4 protein-coding genes are annotated in these 4,622 nt (G+C 61.9%); all 4 read right to left on the reverse strand.

What is annotated here, in order from left to right:
- The coding region (locus ACTOZL_RS09995; protein ID WP_482478239.1) for a VanZ family protein at nucleotides 1-1,382 on the reverse strand (1,382 nt) is incomplete at its 3' end.
- 94 nt (nucleotides 1,383-1,476) lie between these two features.
- Nucleotides 1,477-2,565, reverse strand: coding sequence for a sensor histidine kinase (locus ACTOZL_RS10000; protein ID WP_482478240.1), 1,089 nt, complete (start codon nucleotides 2,563-2,565; stop codon nucleotides 1,477-1,479).
- A complete protein-coding gene (vanR, locus tag ACTOZL_RS10005) occupies nucleotides 2,558-3,250 on the reverse strand; it encodes a VanR-ABDEGLN family response regulator transcription factor (protein ID WP_482478241.1) in 693 nt (230 codons plus the stop codon). The genes ACTOZL_RS10000 and vanR overlap by 8 nt, the downstream gene beginning before the upstream one ends.
- Before the next feature lie 171 nt (nucleotides 3,251-3,421).
- Entirely contained in the window at nucleotides 3,422-4,468 is a 1,047-nt protein-coding gene (locus tag ACTOZL_RS10010) for a transposase (RefSeq protein WP_482478242.1), read from the reverse strand.
- Nucleotides 4,469-4,622 lie beyond the last annotated feature (154 nt).

Here is a 4,622-nt window from a genome sequence, read left to right on the forward strand (position 1 = left end):
TTGCTGTCCGAGAGGCTGAAGTAGTACACGGGCTGGCGGAAGCCCTTGCTGTCGGTGAGGTATTCCAGGTCGCAGGCGGTGACATGGACCTCCCCCTGGGTGGTGTCCACGAAGCCGAAGGCGAAGGCGTTGGTGTGGTCGAAGCGGCCCGCGCAGAGGCGGCGGTAGGCCTCCTGCTGGGAGATCACCGGGGCGTCCCCGTGGAGGGTGACGGCGGCCATGGCACTGTCCACCTCGTAGAGCCTGCCGCTTTTGGAGACCCGGCATTCTATGGAGCCGTCGTAGAACAAGCCGTCCTGCTCCAGGTTGGCGGCGCGGAAGGTGTATCTGCCCTTGCCCTCGTCGTAGAATCTGGCGGCGGCGGGGAGGGGTACGCCCAGCTCGTCCAGGGCGGCGCGGAGGTCCGCTTCGGTGGCGGTGCCCCAGCCGTCATGCCTGTCCTCCACCCGGTAGTCGCTGTATCGGTAGGAGCGGTCGTTGTGATCCACAATGATGCAGAAGGTGCTGTGGTCGGAGTAGTAGGTGGTGTTGTCGTAATAGATGATGTCAAACCGATCGCCGCTGATATCCACCCCCCGGCGTTGGGCGAAGTCCAGGGCGAACTCGTCGCAGGTCGCTTTGGTGAAGGGCTCCGCCCAGTACACCCCGGCGGGGCCGGGTTCATCGGACAGGGGGCAGTCCAGCACCCACCGCGTCCCACTGGTATCGGCGGGGGCCACGGGGATGGGGGCGTCCGCCAGATTGCCGTAGGGCTGGAGCTGGTAGGTCAGGAAGATGCCCGCCAGCACAGCGGCGGACAGGGCAGGCAGGATGGTGTAAAGGCCCGCCGCCTTCCACTCCCTGCGGGAGAGGCTGAGGGCGGCGAGGCACAGGCAGAAGCCCAGCGCGGCCCCCAGGGTGTTACAGAACAGGTCGTCCACGTCGGCCTGCCCCCGTCCGGTGAAATACTGGATGATCTCGATGGCGAGGGAGGTGGACAGCCCCGCCGCCAGCGTCCAGTACCACCGCTGGAACCGGGGGAAGGCCAGGGGCAGAAGCACGCCGAATGGTATAAACATGGCGATATTCAACAGCGGGTTGAGCCAGATTTGCAGGGTAAAGGCGTTCCACGCCTCCCAGAAGGCCAGGAACAGGTGGGTCTGCACCCAGAGGCGCATTCCCGGATTGGCGGTGCGGATCAGCAGGGTGATGGTGACCAGCCCCGCCAGATAGCAGGCCAGCAGGGCGATGGCGGCGGCCCGCCGGACGGGGATGGGGCAGCCCCGGTCCTTCCGCCACACGTAGTACAGGAACAACGCCCCGCCCGCCAGCAGGGCGGCCAGCAGCGCGGGGGCCAGGGCCTTGGAAAAGTACCGCAGGATGGTGTTGATGAAGTCGTGCATGAGGGCTTCTCCCTTCTCTGTATCTGTCCCCTGATTGTACCAGATGGGGGCGGGAAATGTGTGGCGGGATTCTCACGAAAACCTTGTGATTTTCTTACGATTTTGGGAGAGCTACCTGGAAGGTGGTGAGGCCGTCCCCGCTGTGGGCGGAAATTGTGCCGCCGTGAAGCTCCACGATCTCCTTGGCGATGGCCAGGCCCAGGCCCGCCCCTCCCGTCCGGGCGGCGCGGGAGGAGTCCAGGCGGAAGAAGCGGTCGAAGACGCGCTCCAGCTTCTCCGGGGGGATGGTGGCTCCCCGGTTGGTGAAGGTGAGGAGCACGGTGTGTTCCTCCACTGCGGCGGCGATCTCCACCTGGGTGCCGGGATCGCTGTAGTGGCAGGCGTTGCGCAGGAGGTTGTCGAACACCCTCGCCAGCTTGTCCGGGTCGCAGCCGCAGATCAGGGACGGGGGCAGGGCCAGGGCGCAGGTGAGGCCGTGCTCGCTGAGCTGGGGCCTGAACTCGTCCGCCACCTGCTGGAGCATCCGGGTCAGGTCAATGGGCCGCCGTTCCAGCTCCAGGTGGGTGAGGCTGAAGCGGGTGATGTCGAAAAACTCGTCGATCAGATCCTCCAGCCGCTCCGCCTTGTCCAGGGCCACCCCGGTGTACCGGGCCCGGAATTCCGGGGACAGCCCCGGCTCGTCCCGCAGGAGGGTGAGGTAGCCGACGACGCTGGTGAGGGGCGTTTTCAGGTCGTGGGCCAGGTAGACGATGAGGTCGTTTTTCCGCTGCTCCGCGTCCTTGACCGCCAGGGCGGAGCGCAGGGCCTGCTCCCGGGCCAGGTTGAGCTGGGTCTGCACCTGCTCCATCTCGGCGGGGAGGGCGATAGGCTCCTCGGTGGGGTGGGAGAGGGCCTGGGCGGCGTCCACCAGGGCGTCCAGGCAGCGCAGGGAGCGGGCAATGAAGCGGAGGCAGATCACGAAGCCCCCCGCCGCCGTCACCAGCAGGTAGAGCGGGGCCACATTCCGGTGGGCCCAGCTGACGAAGCGGTAGAGCACTCCGGTGCCGTCCCAGCTGGAGGAGGCGGCGATGTAGTAGCACAGCACCGCCACCGCCGCCGTCCACAAGGCCCAGGCCAGCAGGGACAGGAGGCAGCGCGTCCAGAGCTGGCGGGACAGGCGGCTGTTGTAATTGGAGTTATTCAATGGTGTAGCCCACCCCCCACACGGTTTTGATGAAACGGGGCTTCCGGCGTGGCTCGCGAAGCTTTTCCCGCAGCCGGGCGATATGGCTCATGACGGTGTTGTTGCTGTCCAGGTACGGCTCTCCCCAGACGGACTCAAACAGTTCCTCGCTGGATACCACCCGGCCCCGGTTTTGGCACAGGTGCCAGAGGATGGAAAATTCCAGCGGGGTGAGGGGGATTTCCTCCCCGAACAGGGTGCAGCGGTGGGCGGACAGGGAGATTTGCAGGCCCCGGAGGTCGTATTCCTCCGGCTGGGCGGGGGCGGCTCCCTGGTTGTAGCGTGTGTACCGGCGGAGCTGGGTTTTTACCCGGGCCACCAGCTCCAGGGGGTTGAAGGGCTTGGTGATGTAGTCGTCCGCCCCCAGGGTGAGGCCGGTGATCTTGTCCAGGTCCTCTCCCCGCGCGGTGAGCATGAGGATGGGGAACAGGTGCTGTTCCCGGATGCGGCGGCACAGGGTAAAGCCGTCCAGGTCGGGGAGCATCACGTCCAGGATGGCCAGATCCGGGGGCGCGGCGTGCACGGACGCCAGGGCGTCTGCGGCGTTGTGGAATTTGTGGACGGTGAAGCCCTCGCCCTGGAGGTAAACCTCCACCAGATCGGCGATGGCGGTTTCGTCGTCCACCACAAGGATGCGCTGGGGCATGGCGGGGCACCTCCTCCCGGAAAATACGTAGGGCAGATGGGGGTATTGTAGCACAAATGGGCGGTTTCGGCAACCGTACCGGGGAGAGAGGATGGCCCATCCCCTCTTTTTCGCGTCAAAAAGTTCTCTCCTCGACGGCAAAAATATTTGAGGAGCTATAAATGAGCAAATTCAGGAATTGACGAAAGCAGTCCGGCAGAGGTGAAGGCCGATGTGGAAGGGCACAATATGGCCAAGACCGCAGGAAAAGAAGAAATGGGCAAGGGCTAAGACAAGCAGCAAGCGATCAAGAGCTTTAGCAGCCCGAACCATGAAACTTTTTAAGCCCATATAGCGTTTATGAGCGCGGAACAAGACCTCAATGGTCCAGCGGTGAGAATAGTATTCCAGAATCGTCTCATCAGACAGGGTGGAATCGGAGCATAGAAATACCCGGAGGGCACATTTCCTGCCCATCGCAGCTGGTGGATAGGAGAGCAGAACCACTGCGCGGTCAATTTTGTTCAGAGGCCCCTCGTAGCGATACACCATGTAGGTCCGGCCTTTCACCGTTACAGGGTGAAAACAGCCGGGGTCGAGAGAGGCGGCCAGATCGGAGGCAGAGGTACGCTTTCCTTCCGGGAACAGAATACGGTTGGTTTTCATCGCGCCAATCAAATGGCAGCCCTTCTCCTGGCAGGCATCAAGAACACTGGGGTTGGTGTACCAGCTGTCCATCAGGATATAGGCCCCCGTTTGATTCGGAAGAGAGCGAAGAATCTCCAAGGTCATGTCGATTTTCGTGCCGTTTTCCGGGCAGCAGCGTTTCAGGGAATAACACAGAGAAGTATCTCCGGTCCCAACGATGGCAGCATGGACCTGATGCCCATAGACGACCTTCCCCTCCAAATGGGAGTAATGCCATCCGGCCCCCTGTGTTGGACGTTTCGCCTTTGATGATGGCACTGTTTTGGGCAGAACTGTGTCGTCGATGCTGATAAAAAGAGGTGTTCCATCTCGGCGGGAAAGTTCCGAAACCGTCTGGAAGCTTTCGCGTTTTTGCGTTTCTTCCAGCCGCTTGTCATCCCACTTGCCCTTGGCCAGAAAATGTCCGTAGGTTGTTCGGTGGGCTGGACCGCACTCGCCATAGTCCGACATTTTTCCACTATGCCCCTTCATACAGCTGGACAGGATCATTTCCTGAAGCCGCTGCTGGGGTACGCTGGTCAAAAACTCCAAGTGCTTCTCAAAAAAGAATTTGCGTATCTGCTCTCTCGGTGTTATAATCTCCACAAGGCATTCCCTCTCGTGTTTTGTGGTTGGTCGCGCTTCCATTATAACACTTGAGGCTATGCCTTCTTTTTTGTCATTTTTCAGATTTGCTCATTTATAG

The organism is Evtepia sp., assembly GCF_056797215.1.